The following is an 18156-nucleotide window of genomic DNA, read 5'->3' on the forward strand; positions in this document are numbered from 1 at the left end:
AAGTTGCGGGGAGTGAATTCAGTTTATAGCAGTTCGTGTGCTTTCGCGTAATCTATTAATTCCACAATGCTCTGTACGCCGAGCTTGGAATAAATATTGGATTTGTGCGCGCTAATGGTTTTGTTGCTTAATAGCAACTGCTCCGCAATCTCCTTATTGGATAATCCATTCGCCAGATAGCGTAACACCGTGACTTCGCGATTCGATAATGGCATATCCGGCGTGATACCTTTCCCGGAGCCCAGATGATTTATAAAGTTCAGCGTTTCTGACGGGAAAAAAGAATAGCCCATCAGTATCATTTCCACCGCGTTGTAGATCTCACCCAAATCTTTTCGCTTGCTGACAAAGCCATTGGCCCCTGCGCGAATGGCACGTCCCGCGTAAAACGACTCTGATTTTGACGAGAGGAACAGAACCTTGATGTCTTTGTTTAGGTTTCTGATTCTCTTAAGTAATGAAAACCCATCGGTTCCCGTCAGTTCGATGTCCAGGATAACCAGATCGATGGGGTGGTTGCGAATACAATCAAGCACTTCATGGCTATCGCCAGACTTGAGTTTGACTATGATATTTTTATTTTTCTGTAGCAGGACTTCTATCGACATTCTGACAATAGGGTGTTCGTCCATAATGATAACGGATGCCGGTTTCATTTTTAATGCCTCAGATTGTTAAAAGCGTTATGCGGAGTTTTGTTCAAACTCTCGAAATGCCGGAAGGATATAGATGGTGATCCTTATACGGTAGTAATTCCCTGGAAAGAGCGAAAGCATCCTTGTTAACGTAGCGAGTAATTAATGCCTCAGCGCGGTTATCTCATTTGGCTGGTGTGGCAAAAAGGTTTTTCTTATTCATATTTGCAACGCATCTTATTATACCGTGTAAGTTTTCTCCGAAAACCCTGTAAATTAATCCTGGTCCATTGCTTTGTATTATCTTCTGGATCTGAATCACTATTATTTTAAATTTAGCGCAAATGTCCTGCTATTCCATTTACCACATTTTTTCATCTTTATGTAATAACAAAAAATGACATATATCACTTTGTGTTAATTGATTGTTAACAAAACGAGGTGGGGAAAGTGATGTGGTGCTTTCACGGCAAGCGCAAAAAAACGGCGCAACAGGGGGTAAAACCTTCATCTGAAAGCGCGTGACGACCGGCGGAAAAAAGCGAAACTGAACAGCAGGATATGCTGCAGTATGCTGCTCTCGCGACTGGCCGGTACAGATAAACTGCTTGTTTTTACATCATTATCATATTTTTAACGGACTCCTGGAGAGCTTAACGGATGGAGGAAAGTGCTGCTATTACCGTTTTCTGTAATATTTCGCGTGGTTTAAGTGGATGAATTAGGAATAGTTGTAATTTTGAACGAAATGTTAAATTGAAACGAAAATTTAACACAAATAGTAGGTTGTTTCTTAAAGGTCTTTAGGAATGAACGGGTTAATGCCTAAGTCAAAACGTGCAGTCTGAGAGATTATTAAGAAGGTGCAGCAATTCCTGGCGGTGGTTTAACCCCAGCTTGGTCAAAATGCAGCCGAGACGATAGATAATGCGGCTATAGGGGTGGTTTTGAATCAGGGCAATCTGACGCAGCGTTTTGCCGCGAGAAAGTTCCTGCAGTATGGGCCATTCGCTGCGCGTGAACCATTCTTTCGACGATCCCTGCGGCGGCCTTGTCTCCAGCAGGCAATGCTGCAGGGCTGTAGCCGTCAGCTGGCGTTCAAGTACATGAAAGGGTCCTGCCGCTTTGCAGAACAGGCGAGTATCGTAATCATCTGCTCTGATAAGGAGGTGGGGGATCAAGAAGGGCGGGTAGAGACAATAGCGTCTCAACCTGTCCAGCTTTTCGATGAGCGGCGTCGCGCGGCTGTCGATATCTACCACCAGACGGGCGGAGGGCCACTGATTGACGGCGGCTAAGGCGTCTTCCAGCAACGGATAGTCGGCGCAGCAGTTCAGCGGAAAACTCCCTTTCATCAATCCGGTGCGCAGGTAATGATCTTCCGTGACCAGAATAATAAACGGGGCGTCAGTTTTATGGGTCAGGTTGGTGGGCTGGCTCAAAAATTCGAGTCGGTCAAAGAAGGGGGGAGCAAAAGGCGAGCGTGTAAATCCCAGTGCGTCACTTCCTGTACGACGCCGACGGTAACGGCGCACTGTCATTCCCATGGCCTCCCTCCTGGAGATGGCTGTTTAATCCTCCGGCCATGTCCAGGATGGCCAGTAATACCCCTGGCCGAGTTGTGCCCCTGCCTGGCGTGCGCAGGAACGATCCCGTTCAGTCTCAATACCTTCGATAAGCACCTTCCCGGCAAGCCGAAAACAGCGGGAAACCAGTTCCCCCAGCGCAGGGGTGGCGCGCATACGCCAGAAGGTTTCTTTGTCGATTTTTATGCCGCTGAGTGGCAGTGGCCAGGATAAGAAGGGCTGGACAACGCTATCGTCAACGTCATCCAGCCAGATGCGGTGACCCTTTATGGTCAGCTGCTTCAGGCGCTGGGCCACGACTTGCCGCTGTGTATCGGAGAGTGTGAAAAAGTCGACAGGGTCGACAATTTCAATATTCAGCGGCGGGCTTCGCAGTTGCAGCAGACGCTGAAAAAGTTCTGGCACCATGAGTACGGTTATCGGCAGATTGATGAAAATATTGTTACAGGCGAGCGCGTTTTTTAGCACACGGAGCTGCACTTCCAGCAGCATAAGCGACTGTTCTGCCGATTGTTCGCGGAAAAAATCTTCACTTTGCAGCGTGGGTGACAGAACGCTGAGCACCTCAACGCCGATCCTGTGCGAAGAGGCGAGGGCAACGATGGGCTCAAGTTTGATACCGGTGATATCATGAGAAATGTGCTTTAGCCGGGGAGGCGTATAGGTCAGGTTTTGCGCTGTCACTCCATTGTCCTGTTGTCTGTCAGCCTCCAGGCGGCCGGGATACCTTGCACCAGTGTGACGAGGTGGCCTACAGGAAAACAGCAGGCGTTACTTAAAAGCAGCTAAGCCTTTTCGCAGCGGTAAATTCTACGTGGGATGTAGTGAAAATGTTGAAAAAACAGCCGTATTTACAATCAGCTAGCCGTTATCGATACAGATCGGGGAAAAGGCATTGACTCACCTGCCATTGACCGTATAATTCCACGCGTTTCACCACCGCGAAGTTCACGCTTCTCCGTGCGCCCTTAGCTCAGTTGGATAGAGCAACGGCCTTCTAAGCCGTAGGTCGTAGGTTCGAATCCTACAGGGCGTACCATTCCGCATTACTGTCTTTCCAGCATGTTCATTTTCGTCTGTTTTCGCGCTCAACCCTCTTCTCTTTCCTGAGCCCTGTACCTATTGTTTCTTACCCCTGATGCGTTCCTTTAAATAACGGAATAATAAATAGAAGGCTAATTAAAACCTGATATTTCTCGTCTTAAGGTTTTCTTAATCTTATAACCAGCTCACTTTCTAAATTAGGTTTTTATCACCTTAAACCCCGGCGTGAAGATATTTTCCACTTTTACGACTAAACTGGATTGATACTAATTATCATTAGCGTTTTTGTATGCTTTAATCCTGTCGCACAACCCCTTCAGGGGTGAATCTCGTCGGTCTATTAAGGATATGTTCATGAATTCTCGCCTGCTGTCATGCTTCTCGCTTGCCTTGTTGTCTTCATCACTTTTCCTTTCTACACAATCATTTGCTGCTGATAATAATCAGGGTATCGTTGTGTATAACGCACAGCATGAAAACCTGGTGCAGTCATGGGTTGATGGCTTTACGAAAGAAACGGGAATTAAGGTCACTCTGCGAAACGGCGGTGACAGCGAGCTGGGCAACCAGCTGGTTCAGGAAGGCAGCGCATCGCCTGCGGACGTATTTCTGACGGAAAACTCGCCGTCCATGGTATTGGTTGATAACGCTAAATTATTTGCGCCTTTAGATGCCGATACGTTAAAGCAGGTACCAGCGGAATTTCGTCCAGCGCACGGTCGCTGGATAGGCATCGCCGCGCGTAGCACCGTGTTTGTCTATAACCCGCAAAAATTAAATGAGACACAGCTGCCAGCATCGCTGATGGATCTGGCGAAACCTGAGTGGAAAGGGCGCTGGGCCGCGTCTCCGTCAGGCGCGGATTTCCAGGCGATCGTTAGCGCAATGCTGGCGCTGAAGGGCGAGCAGGCCACGCTGGACTGGCTCAAGGCGATGAAAACCAATTTCGTTGCTTACAAAGGTAACAGCACCGTGATGAAAGCGGTTAACGCGGGCCAGATTGATGGCGGCGTGATCTATCACTACTACCGTTTCGTCGATCAGTCCAAAACGGGTGAAAACAGCAAAAATACCCAGCTCTACTATTTCAAACACCAGGATCCGGGCGCATTTGTCAGCCTCTCTGGCGGTGGCGTGCTGGCATCCAGCAAGCATAAAGCGCAGGCGCAGGCCTTCATCAAATACATCACCGGCAAAGAAGGTCAGGAAAGCCTGCGTACCAACAACGCCTTTGAATATGCCGTCGGCGTGAATGCCGCGTCCAACCCGAAACTGGTTCCGCTGAAGGATCTGGATGCGCCAAAAGTGGAACCTTCCACGCTCAACAGTAAGAAAGTTATCGAGCTGATGACGCAAGCTGGCCTGCTGTGATCCTGAACGCAAAGTGAATGTCTTATGTCTGGTTTGAGTCTCGACATCGGTAAAAACCGCGTGCGGAAGCCTGTTCGCAGGCGTCCCGCGCTGCCGATGGTTGCGTTAGCTGTTTTGTTTTCATTACTGGCGCTGCTGCCTTTGGGCTTTATCATTGCCATCGGCATTGAGACCGGCTGGGAAACGATTAAGGCGCTGGTGTTCCGCCCGCGGGTGGCTGAGCTCCTCAGCAACACGCTGTGGCTCATGGCGTTAGCGGTTCCGCTGTGTATTGTGTTGGGCGTGGCGATAGCCTGGCTGACGGAGCGCACAATGCTTGCGGGACGAGGCGTATGGTCGGCGCTGGCGGTGGCACCGCTGGCGATCCCCGCGTTTGTGCAAAGCTACGCCTGGGTAAGCGTGGTACCGGGCATGCACGGCCTTTCTGCGGGGGTGTTCCTCTCTGTACTGGCCTACTATCCGTTTATCTACATGCCGGTTGCGGCGGTGCTGCGCCGTCTCGATCCCACGCTTGAAGATGTCGCCGCTTCGCTCGGATCGCCTCCCTGGCGGGTCTTTTTCCGCGTGGTGCTGCCTCAGCTTAAACTGGCGATCTGCGGCGGCGCGCTGCTGGTGGCGCTGCACCTGCTGGCGGAGTATGGCCTGTACGTCATGATCCGCTTCGACACCTTCACCACGGCCATTTATGACCAGTTCCAGTCTACGTTCAGCGGCCCGGCCGCGAACATGCTGGCGGGCGTACTGGCCTTATGCTGTCTGGCTATCCTGATGCTTGAAGGGGTCACGCGCGGAAAAACACGCTATGCGCGGATTGGTGCAGGCGCCGCGCGCGAGCAGAAGCGCTGGCCGCTTGAGCCTGCTATGGCGTGGCTGGGACAGCTGCTTTTTCTGACGCTGGTGCTGCTGGCGCTGGGCGTACCCTTAATCGTGTTGTGTCGCTGGATCTGGCTGGGCGGCGTGGAAAACTGGATGAGCGCGGATCTCTGGCACTCGCTGCGCCAGACGCTGATGCTCGGCGTGGGCGGCGCGCTGCTGACGACGGCGTGCGTGATCCCCATCGCGTGGCTTGGGATCCGTTATCCACACCGTATTTTCCGTATGCTGGAAGGATGCATTTATATCACCAGCTCGCTGCCGGGTATTGTGACCGCGCTGGCGCTGGTCACGGTGACTATCCACTATGCCCGTCCGATTTATCAGACGGAAGTGACGCTGTTCCTCGCCTACCTGCTGCTGTTTATGCCCCGCGCGCTCATTAACCTCCGGGCTGGCATTGCGCAGGCGCCGGTTGAGCTGGAAAACGTGGCGCGCAGCCTTGGCAGCACGCCCGCTGAAGCATTATGGCGCGTCACCCTGCGGCTGGCCGCACCGGGCGCGGCGGCGGGCGCGGCGCTGGTTTTCCTCGGCGTCAGCAATGAACTGACCGCGACGCTGCTGCTGTCGCCATTGGGAACGCGTACGCTCTCCACCGGCTTCTGGGCTCTCACCAGCGAGATTGATTATGTGGCTGCGGCCCCTTACGCCATGCTGATGATCCTTATCTCACTGCCGCTAACCGCCATTCTTTATATGCAGTCTAAAAAAATTGCAGGGCTATGACATGCTTGAATTAACGTCCATTTCGAAATCGTTTTCTGATGCGCGGGTGCTTGATAATGTGAATCTGAGCGTTTCACCGGGGAGCCGAACGGCGATTGTCGGGCCGTCAGGGTCGGGAAAAACCACGCTGCTGCGTATTCTTGCCGGATTCGAAACCCCGGACAGCGGGCGCATTGTCATGCAGGGACGCACGCTGTTTGATGAACACAATTTTGTGCCCGCCCATCTGCGTGGGATCGGTTTTGTCCCGCAGGAAGGGGCGCTGTTCCCGCACCTTAATGTGGCTGACAACATCGCCTGGGGGTTGGACGGCACGCGGGATGAAAAACGTCAGCGGGTGGACGCGCTGATGGAGAAAGTCTCTCTGGACAGGCAGCTGGCAACGCACTGGCCGCATGAGATTTCAGGTGGACAGCAGCAGCGCGTTGCGCTGGCCCGCGCGCTGGCCCAGCGTCCGTCAGTCATGCTGCTCGACGAACCCTTTTCGGCGCTGGATACCGGGCTGCGCGCCATGACGCGCAAAGCGACCGCCGACCTGCTGGCGGAAGCTGGCGTGGCTTCGATTCTGGTGACGCACGACCAAAACGAAGCCTTGTCCTTTGCCACCCAGGTTGCTGTGATGCGCGGCGGACGCTTCAGTCAGGTGGGTACGCCTTACGAGGTCTACTCCCGGCCCGTTGATGAAGAGACGGCTCTGTTTCTTGGCGATGCGGTGATCCTGCCTGCTCAGCTCTCCAGCGGGTACGCGATGTGCGCGCTGGGTGAAGTGCCCACGGACAATGCCCGTGCGACAGGAGAGGGCAGAGTGATGATGCGCCCGGAACAGCTGCGCGTAACGGCATGCGCCCCGCATGAAAGCCCGGTCTCGATTATTGAGGTCGATTTCACGGGCCATTTGTCCACGCTCACCCTTGCCTTAGGCGGGCAACAGGAGCATGTTGTTCTGAAAACGGTCAGTCAGGCCGCCTGGAACCCCGGCACGGCGGTGCGCATTGATATCGCGGGTGTCGCACGCGTTTTTGAATATTCTTAATATTCGTTAGTTATTTCATGCAATGGGTTGTTATAGAAGAATTTTCCTGAACGTGTGGAATTTCCTGAGATTCTCTACCATGCTCAATACACCTCATCATCGTGTGTGAGGCTTTTCGTAGTTGCTGATTAATCTCAAGGAAAAAAGGTTATGAAAAAAACGACTGCTATTTTGTTGGGATCCGCGTTTCTGTTTACCACTAATGCCTTTGCTGCAGAACTGCTGACGAAAAATGAATTTGAGAAAGTAGAATCACAGTATGAAAAAATCGGTACTGTTAATACTTCAAATGAAGTATCGATTGATGATGCGAAAAAAGAGCTGATTGAGAAAGCAGACAAACAAGGCGCTGATGTGCTGGTACTGACGTCCGGTAATACCAACAACAAAATTCACGGCACCGCCGATATCTACAAGAAAAAATAATGTTATTGCGGCCACCCCCATAATGCGGGGTGGCTGTTCTCGTCCTGCTCCTCGTCATCATCCCTCCATTCTGATTAACCTCTTTTCGCGACCAGAAATGCGCGGTTACACTTGATAACGCATAGATAATGCGTATAGTTCTCATTTGCATTGCATTTACACCATTCTAAGGCCCGACCACGGGTCATTTTTGCGCGCACATTTAAACGAGTTAATTATGAACAACACCACAATGCATAAAACGCTGCTGGCGCTTGCCATTGGCGCAGTGACGCATTCCGCTCTGGCGGCGGATGAGAAAAAAGAGGACACCCTCGTCGTCCAGGCTGCGGCGGAGAGTGATTTCACCCCCGGCGGTGACCAGCTGGTACCCGCCTTCCTCGACGGGCAGGTGGCAAATGGCGGTCGCATGGGGATGCTCGGTCAGCAGAACGCCATGGACGTGCCGTTCAATATCATCAGCTATACCTCGAAGCTGGTGGAAGATCAGCAGGCGAAAACCATTGCCGATGTCGTCGCTAACGACGCGGGCGTGCAGTATGTACAGGGTTACGGCAACAGCGCTGAAACGTTCCGTATTCGTGGCCTGAAGTTCGACGGCGATGACATGACCTTTGGCGGCCTGTCCGGCGTGCTGCCGCGTCAGGTGGTGGATGCCCAGATGGTCGACCGCATTGAGATCTTCAAAGGGGCCAACTCGCTGATGAACGGTGCGGCAAGCTCCGGCGTGGGCGGGATGATCAACCTTGAGCCGAAACATGCGGGCGAAACACCGCAGGCAAAAGTGGGCGTCGACTACACCTCGGATTCCCAGATTGGCACCACGCTGGACGCGGGCCGTCGCTTTGGTGATAACGACCAGTTTGGCGCGCGAGTGAACCTCGTCCATCGGGAAGGGGAAACCGGCGTACCGAATGACCGCCGCCGCACCACGCTGCTTTCCACCGGCCTGGACTACAAAGGCGACCGCTTCCGCACCTCGCTTGACATGGGCTATCAGAAGAAAACCTTCCACGGCAGCCCTACCAGCGTCAATATTTCAGCGGTGGATTTCGTCCCTGAGCCGCCGAAAAATGACCGCAATTTCTCGCAGAAGTGGGCCTACAGCAATATCGAAAACGAATTCGGGATGTGGCGCAGCGAGTACGACATCACCGATGGCTGGACTGCCTATACCGGTCTGGGCGCGCAGCACGCGCATGAGGAAGGGATCTACAGCGCGCCGAAGCTGGTGGACAAGAGCGGCAAGGCCACGGTCAGCCGCCTCGACACCAACCGCATCAGCGATTCCGTCAGCGGGATGGCGGGCATTCGCGGTAACTTTGACACCGGTTTTGTCTCGCACAAGGTCAACGTCGGGTATTCAGCGATGACCAAAAACGAAAAAATCGCGTGGAAAATGTCGGCGGCGGCGGATAACCCGACCACCAACATCTACCACAACACCGGCGTCGATATGCCGGACAGCACTAACTTCAACGGCTCTGGCGGGAAATACAGCGATCCGCTGACCAGCGGGCGTACCCGTACCCAGGGCTGGCTGCTGAGCGATACCCTTGGCGTACTGGATGATAAGCTGCTGTTCACCGCCGGGGCGCGCCATCAGAAGGTGGTCATCCGCGGCTACAACAAAATCACCGGTGCGGAAAACGCGGCGGACGGTTTCGACGGCAGCCGCTGGATGCCCACCTATGGTGTGGTCTACAAGCCGTGGGAGGAAATTTCCCTCTACGCCAACCACACCGAAGCGCTGCAGCCGGGCGAAACCGCACCTAACACCGCCACCAACTACGGCCAGAGCACCGGTATCATTCACTCTAAACAGAACGAAGTGGGCGTGAAGGCGGACTTCGGCCGCGTGGGCGGATCGCTTGCGCTGTTCGAAATCAAAATGCCGTCGGCAATCCTCGATGACAGCGGCCACTACGGCCTGGACGCCGAGCAGCGTAACCGTGGCGTTGAGCTGAACGTCTTCGGCGAGCCGATGCTGGGTATGCGTCTGAACGCCAGCGCCACCTGGCTGCAGGCCGAGCTGACCAAAACCAAAAACGGCGTCAATCAGGGTAACGATGCGATCGGTATTCCGAATTTCTACGCCGTTCTGGGTGCGGAATATGACATCAAGCCCGTTGACGGTTTGACGGCGACCGCCCGCGTGAACCACTCCGGCACGCAGTACGCTGATCTGGCAAACACCAAAAAGCTGGACAGCTACACCACGCTGGATCTGGGCATGCGCTATCGCTTCGCGGTGAACCACAATGCAAACCAGATGACCGTGCGCGCAGGCATCGACAACGTGACCAACGAGAACTACTGGGCCAGCGTAGACGATTCCGGCACCTACATCACTCAGGGCGAACCGCGGACTTTTAAGGTCTCGGTTGGCTACGAGTTCTAAGCGTTCCACCTCGTTATCCGGGGCAGGGATGCCCCATCCTTCCGTTATCGTGTTATAAAATTGTAACAAAAGCTTCTTACACTGGTCGCCACATTCTTACCTCTTGGCCAATGACAGGAAGCCGCTATGGGCAGACCCCTCAAATCCGTTTTCAAAAAAGAACATCGCGACGAGATCGCTAACCGCAGCGCCAACCCGGTTTTCTCCGAGGTTGCCGAGGTGTTCCTTTCCCGCCGCCGTTTTCTGCAGATGGGCGCCGTCGCGGGGGCTGCCGTTTCATTCCCCTTTCTGATCAAACCCGAAAGCGCCATTGCCGCGGTATCGAAGCCTTCCACGCTGGCGAAAGCGGTGTCGCTTGGGTTTAGCAGCATCCCTGTTTCCACGGAAGATACGGTAAGGGTGCCGGAAGGCTATATTGCTCGCCCGTTTTATCGCTGGGGTGACCCGACGGGAATTAAAAACAATATGCCAGCCTTTAAGCCGGACGCCAGCAACACCACGGACGAGCAGGCGGTGCAGGCGGGCATGCACCACGACGGTATGGCGTGGTTTAGCCTGCCGCAGGGAGCGCAAAACCCGGAGCATGGGCTGCTGGCGCTGAACCATGAATACATCGACAACGGAATGCTGTTTACGGACGGCACCGCGAACTGGAGCCTCGACAAAGTCCGCAAGGGGCAGAACGCGATGGGCGTGTCGGTGGTGGAAGTGAAAAAAACGGGCAGTGAGTGGCAGGTGGTTCGCCCGTCCTCTCTCGCCCGCCGTATAACCGTCAATACGCCGATGCAGCTTACCGGCCCGGCGCGGCATCAGCCCTTAGTCAAAACCGCCGCCGACCCGCAGGGGGAACGCGTGCTGGGCACCATGCAGAACTGCGCTAACGGCCATACGCCGTGGGGCACCTATCTCACCTGCGAGGAGAACTGGTCGGATATTTTTGTCAAAAAAGCCGATCTTAACCCGCTGGAAAAACGCTACGGCATCAGCGACAGCGACGAGTCCTACCGCTGGAACGAAGTGGATGACCGGTTCAGCGTCGATAAAACCCCTAACGAACCTAACCGCTTTGGCTGGGTCGTGGAGATTGATCCCTACGACCCGACCTCCACGCCACGCAAACACACCGCTCTTGGCCGCTTCAAGCATGAGGGGGCGGCCGTCACGCTCGCCGCCGATAAACGCGTGGTGGTGTATATGGGTGACGATCAGAAGTTTGAGTACATCTACAAATTTGTCTCGGAAAACAAATACGATCCTGAGAACCGTGAAGCCAATATGCAGCTGCTGACGTCCGGCACGCTGTACGTCGCCAGGTTCAACGAGGAGGGGAGCGGCGACTGGCTGCCGCTGATCTTCGGGCAAAACGGCCTGGATAAAAGCAACGGATTTGAAAGCCAGGGCGACCTGCTGATTAAAACCCGCCTGGCGGCTGATGTGGTGGGGGCGACGAAAATGGATCGCCCCGAGTGGATAGCCGTCGATCCGCACGCCAGCGGCAGCGTCTACTGTACGCTTACCAACAACAGCGATCGCGGCAAGGAGGGCAAGGCGCCGGTCGATGCTGCCAACCCGCGCGCCAACAACGTGTTTGGTCATATTATGCACTGGCATGAAGACGGGGCCGATCCTGCCGCCGCACGCTTTAAATGGGATATTCTGGTCATGGCCGGGCGTACCGACGGCGACGATCCTAAGGCCAAAGGCTCCATGCAGGGTGCGGAATTCGGCAGCCCGGATGGCCTGTCGTTCGATCACCAGGGCGTACTGTGGATCCAAACCGACGTCTCTTCCAGCACCATCAATAAGAAAGCGTACGAGGGGATGGGCAATAACCAGATGGTCGCCACCATTCCGGGCACCAATGAATACCGCCGTTTCCTGACCGGACCGCGCGGGTGTGAAATCACCGGCATTGCGTTTACGCCGGACAACCGAACGCTGTTTATCAATATCCAGCATCCGGGGGAGGGCGGGGATGATATTACCGATCCGGCCAATCCGCGCGCCGTCTCCAACTGGCCAGACGCCAGCCCGAACGGACGTCCGCGATCGTCAACGGTGGTGATCGTCAAAGCGGACGGTGGGATCATCGGGTCGTGACCTTTATCTGCCGGGTGCATGCAGTGGCCCGGCGTTAAACTTGCTACCTCCAGCATGAAGTGTTAAAACGTGCCCCTTCTAAAAAAGAGACAGGGGTAGGGCGTGAAAGACGCGTCATCCGCTTCAGGCCATGGTAGCGCTGAAGCTTCGTCGGATCAGAATCCGACGCTGCAACGTGGTTTGCAAAATCGACATATTCAGTTAATTGCCCTTGGCGGCGCGATCGGTACCGGGCTGTTTCTCGGCATCGGCCCCGCCATTCAGATGGCTGGCCCGGCGGTTCTGCTGGGTTACGCTATCGCCGGGATTATCGCCTTCCTGATCATGCGCCAGCTTGGCGAGATGGTCGTTGAAGAGCCGGTTTCAGGCTCCTTCGCGCACTTTGCTTATAAATACTGGGGCCCGTTTGCAGGCTTCCTGTCCGGCTGGAACTACTGGGTCATGTTCGTGCTGGTCGGGATGGCAGAGCTGACCGCCGCGGGCATCTACATGCAGTACTGGCTGCCGGACGTGCCGACGTGGATCTGGGCAGCAGCCTTCTTCATCATTATCAACGCCGTTAACCTCGTCAACGTGCGCCTGTATGGCGAAACCGAGTTCTGGTTTGCGCTGATCAAGGTGCTGGCGATTATCGGCATGATCGGCTTTGGCCTGTGGCTGCTGTTCTCCGGTCACGGCGGCGAGCGGGCCACAATCGACAACCTGTGGCAGCACGGCGGCTTCCTGGCAACCGGCTGGAAAGGGCTGATCCTCTCGCTGGCGGTGATCATGTTCTCCTTCGGCGGGCTGGAGCTGATTGGCATCACCGCGGCTGAAGCGCGCGACCCGCAAAAAAGCATTCCGAAAGCGGTCAACCAGGTGGTGTACCGTATTCTCCTGTTCTATATCGGTTCGCTGGTGGTGTTGCTGGCGCTCTATCCGTGGGTGGAGGTGAAATCCGATAGCAGTCCGTTCGTGATGATTTTCCACGATCTGAACAGCAACGTGGTGGCTTCGGCGCTGAACTTCGTCATTCTCGTGGCGTCGCTGTCGGTCTATAACAGCGGGGTTTACTCCAACAGCCGTATGCTGTTTGGCCTCTCGGTGCAGGGCAACGCGCCGAAATTCCTCACCCGCGTCAGCCGTCGCGGCGTGCCGGTCAACTCGCTGTTCCTTTCCGGCGCGATTACCTCTCTGGTGGTGCTGATCAACTACCTGTTGCCGAAACAGGCCTTTGGCCTGCTGATGGCGCTGGTGGTCGCGACGCTGTTGCTGAACTGGATCATGATCTGCCTGGCGCACCTGCGCTTCCGCGCGGCGATGCGCCGTAAGGGACGCGAGACGCAGTTTAAAGCGCTGCTCTACCCGGCGGGGAACTACATCTGCATCGCGTTCCTGGGGCTGATTCTGGTGCTGATGTGCACCATGGATGAGATGCGCCTGTCAGCGATGCTGCTGCCGGTGTGGGTGGTGTTTCTGTTTATCGCGTTTAAGCTTTCGCGCAAAAAGTAGCACGGTTTTCTCCCTCTCCCTGTGGGAGAGGGCCGGGGTGAGGGCACCAGACCGCACCAAACCAGACCGCACCTGCCCTCACGCCCGGTGGCGCTACGCTTACCGGGCCTACAAAACCAGAGTAGGCCGGGTCAGGCGAAGCAACCACCTGCAGTATCAAATCTGAAACGCTATCCGTTTCCCATTCGGTAACGTCACATCAATGCTCATTTCACCGCCGAGCGCACTAACGTAGCGTTTGAGCGTTGAAAGCCGGGGATCGTTTCCCGGTTGTTCGATTTTCGCTACAGTGGGTTGTTTTACCCCCATTGCCTCGGCGAGTTCTGTCTGAGAAACCTTGAGCTCTTCCCGCAGTTGGTTCAGGGCAACAATTCTGCGCATCACGTCAACTTTAGCCGCAATACGCTCCTGACTTTCCGCGCTCTGTTGCGCCATGAGTTCTTTTAGCGTTGCCATATGGCCTCCTTATCCGCCAGATGTCTGCTGTACTCAACGTCAGCCAGCGTAATCATTTCTTTATAAAACCGTTTTTGATTGCAACCGGTTTTGTCTCCAGCACAGAGCACAATTGCTTTACGTTCAGGATCAAAAGCAAAAAAGGCTCTGATGGGATTTCCCGCATGCTGAATACGTAACTCTTTCATGTTCGCATAGGCTGAAGCCTTCACGGTGTCTACGAATGGCCGCCCAAGCGTTGGGCCAAACTCGGCAAGGATATGCATCGCCGCCAGCACATCTTCTTTCAATGCCGTTGTTTGTTCAAAGAACCATTTGTCAAATTTGTCCGTTGTCTCGACGTTCCACATCGTTTCTCCTGTCGCTTCCTCGCAGCTTTAATTTATAGCCTATTGGCTATAATGACAATCAGAACATCTCGTTTTGTCATCCAGCGATCTTTATCGTGACCCCCCTCCCAAATCTGTTTCGATCCACAGGATCTTTATTTTGTAATCGATTACTTTTTATTTTGAACGGTTTTGTAATCGATTACTTTTTCTGGGTGAGGCTCATCATGGTGTCAACAACTGAAAGTAGTGGAAAGGCGATAGCGCAGCACCGGCTGCTGGTGCCGCGTCTGTCGTTAATGATGTTTCTGCAGTTTTTTATCTGGGGTAGCTGGTCGGTCACGCTCGGCCTGGTGATGACCCAGCACAACATGTCTTTGCTGATTGGCGATGCGTTCTCCGCCGGGCCAATTGCGTCTATTCTCTCGCCGTTCGTGCTCGGGATGCTGGTGGACCGTTTCTTCGCCTCGCAGAAGGTGATGGCGGTGATGCATCTGGCGGGGGCGGCCATCCTCTGGTTCGTGCCGGGCGCGCTGATTGCCGAGAACGGCGCACTGCTGATCGGCCTGCTGTTTGGCTACACGCTCTGCTACATGCCGACGCTGGCGTTGACCAACAACATCGCGTTTCACAGCCTGGCGAACGTGGATAAAACCTTCCCGGTGGTGCGCGTGTTCGGCACCATCGGCTGGATCGTCGCGGGCATTTTCATCGGCGTGACCGGCGTGGCATCCAGCGTGACCATCTTCCAGGTGGCGGCGGCAAGTTCCGTCCTGCTGGCGCTTTACAGCCTGACGCTGCCGCACACGCCAGCCCCGGCGAAAGGCCTGCCGGTTAAGGTGCGCGACCTCTTCTGCGCGGATGCCTTTGCGCTGCTCAAAACCCGCCACTTCTTCGTCTTCTCCGTCTGCGCGATGCTGATCTCCGTCCCGTTGGGCACCTACTACGCCTATACCGCCTCATACCTGGCGGATGCCGGGATTGCCGACGTCAGCACCGCCATGTCCTTCGGGCAGATGTCCGAGATCTTCTTCATGCTGGTGATCCCGCTGCTGTTCCGCCGACTGGGTGTGAAATATATGCTGCTGATCGGCATGCTGGCGTGGTTTGTGCGTTACGCCATGTTCGCGCTGGGCGTGAGCGAGGAGGGGCGCTTCCTGCTCTATATTGGCATCCTGCTCCACGGCGTGTGCTATGACTTTTTCTTTGTGGTGGGCTTTATCTATACCGACCGCGTGGCGGGCGAGAAGGTAAAAGGCCAGGCGCAGAGCATGATTGTAATGTTCACCTACGGCATCGGCATGCTGCTCGGCTCGCAGATTTCCGGCGCGCTCTATAACCGTCTGGTGGCGGGGCAAACCGTGCCGCAGGCGTGGGTAACATTCTGGTGGATCCCGGCGGTGGCAGCCGCGGCGATCGCGATGATTTTCCTTCTCACGTTTAAGTATGACGATGACAAGGCGTAACGTTCAGGAGGGGAGTATGAGGACGATGAAAGGACCCGGCATTTTTCTGTCGCAGTTTATTGGCGGGGAAGCGCCGTTCAACTCGCTCGACGGGCTGGCCGGGTGGGCAGCCGGGAAGGGCTATAAAGCGGTGCAGATCCCCTGCAATCATCCGCACATTTTTGATGTCGAAAAAGCGGCAAAGAGCCAGATCTACTGCGATGACATTACCGGCAAGCTGGCCGCGCACGGGCTGGTCATCAGCGAGCTGTCGACCCATCTTGAAGGGCAGCTTGTGGCGGTAAACCCGGCTTACAGCGACGCGTTTGACCATTTCGCGCCCGCGTCAGTGCGCGGTAACGATGCGGCCCGCCGGGCGTGGGCGACGGAGAAGCTGAAGCAGGCGGCGGTGGCCTCGGCCAGGTTAGGCCTGAACGCGCACGCGACCTTCTCAGGCTCGCTGGCATGGCCGTTTTTCTATCCGTGGCCGCCGCATAACGAGCAGCGTTTTCAGGATGCGTTCGAGGCGCTGGCAAACCGCTGGCGGCCGATTCTGGATGCGTTCGACGAGCAGGGCGTGGACGTTTGCTTTGAGCTGCATCCGGGGGAAGATCTGCACGATGGTGTGACCTTTGAGCGTTTTCTGGCGCTGGTGGATAACCACCCGCGCTGCAACATTCTCTACGACCCGAGCCATATGCTGCTGCAGCAGATGGACTACCTGGCTTTTATCGACATCTATCATTCGCGCATCAAGGCGTTTCACGTGAAGGATGCCGAGTTCCGCCCCAGCGGACGCAGCGGCATCTACGGCGGCTACCAGCCGTGGATCAACCGTGCCGGTCGCTTCCGCTCGCTCGGTGACGGGCAGATCGACTTTAAGGGCATTTTCAGCAAGCTGACCCAGTACGACTATGACGGCTGGGCGGTGCTGGAGTGGGAGTGCTGCCTGAAGGACGGCGAAACCGGCGCGAGGGAAGGCAGCGAGTTTATCCGCCGCCACATTATCCCGGTCTCCGGGCGCGCGTTTGATGATTTCGCGGCAGGAGGCAAGCATGATTAACGTCGGGATTATCGGCAGCGGGTTTATCGGCCCGGCGCATATCGAGGCGCTCAGGCGGCTGGGGTTTGTGCAGGTGGTTGCCCTGTGCGACGGCACGCCTGCGCAGGCGCAGGAAAAGGCGCGAGCCTTGAATGTGCCGCATGCCTACGGCAGCGTTGAGGAACTGCTCGCGCACCCCGATCTGCACGTGGTGCACAACTGCACGCCGAACCACCTGCACGCGGAGATTAACCGCCAGATCCTGCGGGCGGGCAAGCACGTGTTTTCCGAAAAGCCGCTGTGCATGACCCCGGACGAGGCGCGCGAGCTGGTGGCGCTGGCGGAGCAGGCGGGCGTGGTGCACGGCGTGAGCTTTGTCTATCGCCAGTTTGCGATGGTGCGCCAGGCGGCGAGCATGATGCACGCGGGCGATATCGGACGGCTGTTCGCCGCGCACGGCAGCTATCTGCAGGACTGGATGCTGCTGGAAACCGACTACAACTGGCGGGTGGATGCGGCGCTCGGCGGCGCATCGCGCGCGGTGGCGGACATCGGCTCCCACTGGTGCGACACGGTGCAGTTCGTCACCGGGCGACGCATCACCGAGGTGATGGCCGATCTCGCCATCGTCTGGCCGACGCGCAAAGCCAGTGTGTCGGGCAATCAGACCTTTACCCACGATGCGCACGCGCAGTATGAAGACAAACCGGTCACCACCGAAGACTTCGGCTCGGTGCTGTTCCGCTTCGACGACGGCAGCAAGGGCAGCTTCAGCGTCTCGCAGGTGAGCGCGGGGCGCAAAAATCGCCTGACGTTTGAGATCAACGGCAGCGAGCGGTCGGTGGCGTGGGATCAGGAGAACCCGCAGCGGCTGTGGGTCGGCCATCGCGCACAGGCTAACCAGACGCTCACCGACGATCCGGGCCTGATGAACCCTGACGTGGCCGACAGCGCCCACTTCCCCGGCGGGCATATCGAAGGCTGGCCGGACGCCTTCAAAAATATGATGGCGCAGTTCTACCGTGCCGTGCAGGCGGGCGCGATGCCGGATCGGCCCGCGTTTGCAACCTTCTACGACGGCGCAAACGTGATGTATATCATTGATGCGATAGTGAAAAGCCATCAGCAGCAGCGCTGGGTGCGCGTGGCGCAGTAACGCGTTGCCCGGTTCGCCGGGCAACGGTTTTATGGTAGCCTG

15 protein-coding genes and 1 tRNA gene are annotated in these 18156 nt (G+C 55.9%); 11 read left to right on the top strand and 5 right to left on the bottom strand.

The features are described 5' to 3' along the window. Positions 1 to 23: 23 nt before the first annotated feature. The 3 genes from fimZ to ACTJJA_RS01190 all read right to left on the bottom strand — a co-directional run bounded on the left by fimZ (position 24) and on the right by ACTJJA_RS01190 (position 2905). Positions 24 to 656, bottom strand: coding sequence for a fimbria biosynthesis transcriptional regulator FimZ (fimZ, locus tag ACTJJA_RS01180; protein ID WP_010428271.1), 633 nt, complete (start codon positions 654 to 656; stop codon positions 24 to 26). Positions 657 to 1465: 809 nt separating this feature from the next. Further along, a complete protein-coding gene (locus tag ACTJJA_RS01185; protein ID WP_440665691.1) occupies positions 1466 to 2182 on the bottom strand; it encodes a helix-turn-helix transcriptional regulator in 717 nt (238 codons plus the stop codon). A gap of 24 nt (positions 2183 to 2206) precedes the next feature. Then, positions 2207 to 2905 (bottom strand): EAL domain-containing protein, encoded by a 699-nt coding sequence (locus tag ACTJJA_RS01190; RefSeq protein WP_042718708.1) that lies wholly within the window; start codon positions 2903 to 2905, stop codon positions 2207 to 2209. A gap of 278 nt (positions 2906 to 3183) precedes the next feature. On the opposite strand from ACTJJA_RS01190, the gene ACTJJA_RS01195 reads away from it, so the two are divergent. From ACTJJA_RS01195 to pheP, 8 genes are all read left to right on the top strand, one after another. After that, positions 3184 to 3260 (top strand) — tRNA-Arg (locus tag ACTJJA_RS01195). Between the two features lie 359 nt (positions 3261 to 3619). Beyond that, a complete protein-coding gene (locus tag ACTJJA_RS01200) occupies positions 3620 to 4636 on the top strand; it encodes an iron ABC transporter substrate-binding protein (RefSeq protein WP_440665693.1) in 1017 nt (338 codons plus the stop codon). Between the two features lie 24 nt (positions 4637 to 4660). Further along, positions 4661 to 6235, top strand: a complete 1575-nt coding sequence (locus ACTJJA_RS01205) for an ABC transporter permease (protein WP_440665695.1) — start codon at positions 4661 to 4663, stop codon at positions 6233 to 6235. 1 nt (position 6236) lies between these two features. Further along, positions 6237 to 7268, top strand: a complete 1032-nt coding sequence (locus ACTJJA_RS01210; RefSeq protein ID WP_440665697.1) for an ABC transporter ATP-binding protein — start codon at positions 6237 to 6239, stop codon at positions 7266 to 7268. Positions 7269 to 7418: 150 nt separating this feature from the next. Continuing rightward, complete coding sequence (gene yahO, locus ACTJJA_RS01215) at positions 7419 to 7694, top strand: DUF1471 family periplasmic protein YahO (RefSeq protein ID WP_440665699.1); 276 nt, start codon at positions 7419 to 7421, stop codon at positions 7692 to 7694. Positions 7695 to 7911: 217 nt separating this feature from the next. Then, complete coding sequence (locus ACTJJA_RS01220) at positions 7912 to 10095, top strand: TonB-dependent receptor (RefSeq protein WP_421511733.1); 2184 nt, start codon at positions 7912 to 7914, stop codon at positions 10093 to 10095. Between the two features lie 126 nt (positions 10096 to 10221). Further along, on the top strand, positions 10222 to 12195 hold the full coding sequence (locus tag ACTJJA_RS01225) for a PhoX family protein (protein WP_440665702.1): 1974 nt from the start codon (positions 10222 to 10224) through the stop codon (positions 12193 to 12195). 102 nt (positions 12196 to 12297) lie between these two features. Then, entirely contained in the window at positions 12298 to 13686 is a 1389-nt protein-coding gene (pheP, locus tag ACTJJA_RS01230; RefSeq protein ID WP_089599394.1) for a phenylalanine transporter, read from the top strand. 156 nt (positions 13687 to 13842) lie between these two features. On the opposite strand, the gene ACTJJA_RS01235 is transcribed toward pheP, so the two are convergent. Beyond that, positions 13843 to 14142 (bottom strand): helix-turn-helix domain-containing protein, encoded by a 300-nt coding sequence (locus ACTJJA_RS01235; protein WP_211446115.1) that lies wholly within the window; start codon positions 14140 to 14142, stop codon positions 13843 to 13845. After that, positions 14130 to 14492 carry a type II toxin-antitoxin system RelE/ParE family toxin gene (locus tag ACTJJA_RS01240; protein ID WP_320386180.1) on the bottom strand — a complete coding sequence of 121 codons (363 nt, stop codon included), beginning with the start codon at positions 14490 to 14492 and terminating at the stop codon, positions 14130 to 14132. Before ACTJJA_RS01240 ends, ACTJJA_RS01235 begins: the two co-directional genes overlap by 13 nt. Before the next feature lie 206 nt (positions 14493 to 14698). On the opposite strand from ACTJJA_RS01240, the gene ACTJJA_RS01245 reads away from it, so the two are divergent. The 3 genes from ACTJJA_RS01245 to ACTJJA_RS01255 are packed head-to-tail and all read left to right on the top strand — an operon-like array spanning position 14699 to position 18114. Further along, positions 14699 to 15937 carry an MFS transporter gene (locus tag ACTJJA_RS01245; RefSeq protein WP_440665705.1) on the top strand — a complete coding sequence of 413 codons (1239 nt, stop codon included), beginning with the start codon at positions 14699 to 14701 and terminating at the stop codon, positions 15935 to 15937. A 16-nt stretch (positions 15938 to 15953) separates the two neighbouring features. After that, the gene (locus ACTJJA_RS01250) at positions 15954 to 16979 is read left to right on the top strand and encodes a sugar phosphate isomerase/epimerase family protein (RefSeq protein WP_440665707.1); all 1026 of its coding nucleotides are present in this window, start codon (positions 15954 to 15956) and stop codon (positions 16977 to 16979) included. Then, positions 16972 to 18114, top strand: coding sequence for a Gfo/Idh/MocA family protein (locus ACTJJA_RS01255; RefSeq protein WP_440665709.1), 1143 nt, complete (start codon positions 16972 to 16974; stop codon positions 18112 to 18114). The genes ACTJJA_RS01250 and ACTJJA_RS01255 overlap by 8 nt, the downstream gene beginning before the upstream one ends. The last annotated feature ends 42 nt before the right edge of the window (positions 18115 to 18156 follow it).

It is taken from the genome of Enterobacter sp. 22452 (genome assembly GCF_052045065.1).
GTDB lineage: Bacteria > Pseudomonadota > Gammaproteobacteria > Enterobacterales > Enterobacteriaceae > Enterobacter > Enterobacter mori.

Coding starts and splice junctions, on each gene's coding strand:
- ACTJJA_RS01205 (WP_440665695.1), top strand. CDS start 4,661: ATGTCTGGTTTGAGTCTCGACATCGGTAAAAACCGCGTGCGGAAGCCT.
- ACTJJA_RS01225 (WP_440665702.1), top strand. CDS start 10,222: ATGGGCAGACCCCTCAAATCCGTTTTCAAAAAAGAACATCGCGACGAG.
- ACTJJA_RS01245 (WP_440665705.1), top strand. CDS start 14,699: ATGGTGTCAACAACTGAAAGTAGTGGAAAGGCGATAGCGCAGCACCGG.
- ACTJJA_RS01235 (WP_211446115.1), bottom strand. CDS start 14,142: ATGGCAACGCTAAAAGAACTCATGGCGCAACAGAGCGCGGAAAGTCAG.
- ACTJJA_RS01200 (WP_440665693.1), top strand. CDS start 3,620: ATGAATTCTCGCCTGCTGTCATGCTTCTCGCTTGCCTTGTTGTCTTCA.
- ACTJJA_RS01185 (WP_440665691.1), bottom strand. CDS start 2,182: ATGGGAATGACAGTGCGCCGTTACCGTCGGCGTCGTACAGGAAGTGAC.
- ACTJJA_RS01255 (WP_440665709.1), top strand. CDS start 16,972: ATGATTAACGTCGGGATTATCGGCAGCGGGTTTATCGGCCCGGCGCAT.
- yahO (WP_440665699.1), top strand. CDS start 7,419: ATGAAAAAAACGACTGCTATTTTGTTGGGATCCGCGTTTCTGTTTACC.
- ACTJJA_RS01220 (WP_421511733.1), top strand. CDS start 7,912: ATGAACAACACCACAATGCATAAAACGCTGCTGGCGCTTGCCATTGGC.
- ACTJJA_RS01240 (WP_320386180.1), bottom strand. CDS start 14,492: ATGTGGAACGTCGAGACAACGGACAAATTTGACAAATGGTTCTTTGAA.
- ACTJJA_RS01250 (WP_440665707.1), top strand. CDS start 15,954: ATGAGGACGATGAAAGGACCCGGCATTTTTCTGTCGCAGTTTATTGGC.
- fimZ (WP_010428271.1), bottom strand. CDS start 656: ATGAAACCGGCATCCGTTATCATTATGGACGAACACCCTATTGTCAGA.
- ACTJJA_RS01210 (WP_440665697.1), top strand. CDS start 6,237: ATGCTTGAATTAACGTCCATTTCGAAATCGTTTTCTGATGCGCGGGTG.